1 protein-coding gene is annotated in these 1,603 nt (G+C 62.1%); it reads left to right on the forward strand.

Features of this window, described 5'->3' with window-relative positions; all coding sequences use genetic code 11:
- Nucleotides 1–512: 512 nt before the first annotated feature.
- On the forward strand, nt 513–1,603 hold a 1,091-nt coding region (ltrA, locus tag ACIRVK_RS45505), incomplete at its 3' end, for a group II intron reverse transcriptase/maturase (RefSeq protein WP_404258053.1).

Genomic DNA, 1,603 nt, shown 5'->3' on the forward strand with positions numbered 1-1,603 from the left:
CCTCGGAACGGAGGGAAGGGCGGAGAGCAGCCCCGACAAAGCCGGGACACGGTGACACTGCCAGGCGCCGTGGGTCCGGCGAACGAGTCCAGCAGGTACAACGAAAGTGAACCAGTGCCTGACGTCCCGTAAGACTTGAACCGGCTCGAATCTGGTGGATATGGGCCGGGATGCAGTGCACAGGGGAAGTCGATGACCGCCCCTGACTCCGAAGCCGGAACGGAGCGGCCGGTGAGGAGGCCACGTTGAAAGCCTGCGGCGTAGGCGTGGCGATGCTGCCGGGGCAAAGCTGGGTGCCTCTCTGGACAAGCGATGACAAGTGAACGTGGGAACCGCCTTTGGTCGTCCCTCACCCGGATACCCATTCCGGGAACGGGACAGGTCCGTTGCCGACTGATGGCCATAGGGTGGGGCGGAGGTTCCGTAGTAGTCGGAGGACGGGAAAGCCGTCCACATGGCGAAGGGAGCCAGCAAGTCGGCAATACGGCTTCTACAATGTCTGGAGAACGCTGGTGAATACCGGCGATCTTGAGGACGCCATTGAATGGGCGGACCTCAAGGTACAGAGGATGCAGACCAAGTTGCACTCCTGGGCCAGCAATGACCCTGATCGCAAGTTCGATGACCTGTTCAATCTGGTCACCGACCCCGCCTTTCTTCTGGTGGCATGGGGTCGGGTCCGGGGAAATAAGGGCGCCAGAACAGCAGGAGTAGACGGCTCCACCGTCACCTCCATTGAACTGGGGTCCGGAGCGGAGGCGTTCCTCGCAGAGGTACGCACCTCGCTCAAAGCGGGGACGTTCCAACCGCTCCCGGTGAAGGAGAGGATGATTCCGAAGGCGAACGGGAAACTCCGCCGCCTGGGCATCCCCACGATCCGGGACCGACTGGTACAAGCGTCCCTGAAGCTGGTGTTGGAGCCGATCTTCGAGGCGGATTTCTCCCCGTGTTCCTACGGGTTCCGTCCGAATCGCCGGGCACACGACGCGGTAGCCGAGACTCGCCATTTCGCGAAGTCCACCTACGAGTGGATCGTTGAGGGCGACATCAAGGCGTGCTTCGACGAGATCTCGCACACGGCCCTCATGGACCGGGTACGGGAACGAATCGGGGACAAGCGCGTGCTCAGTCTGGTGAAGGCGTTCCTGAAATCCGGAATCCTGGTGGAGACCGGAACTTTCATGGAGAACGACACCGGAACCCCGCAGGGTGGCATCTTGTCGCCGCTGCTCGCCAATGTGGCCCTCTCGATCCTGGACGAGCACTTCGACCAGCACGCGGGAGGCCCTCGGGCTGCCGAGCACGTGAGACGGTCCCGACGCCGGAAGGGGCTCGCCAACTACCGTCTCGTGCGGTACGCGGATGACTTTCTTGTCATGGTGTCGGGATACCGCGAGCATGCCGAGGAGATCCGGGATGAAGTAGCCGCGGTTCTCGCGCCGATGGGCTTGCGCTTGTCGGCCGAGAAGACGCTGATCACCCATATCGACCAGGGCCTCGACTTCTTGGGGTGGCGTATCCAGCGTCATTGCAAGCGAGGTACTAACCAGCACTTCATCTACACCTACCCGGCCAAGAAGTCCCTTCACAGGGCGATGGCCAA

Origin of the sequence: Streptomyces sp. NPDC101152, assembly GCF_044768275.1 — a bacterium.
Lineage (GTDB): Bacteria > Actinomycetota > Actinomycetes > Streptomycetales > Streptomycetaceae > Streptomyces.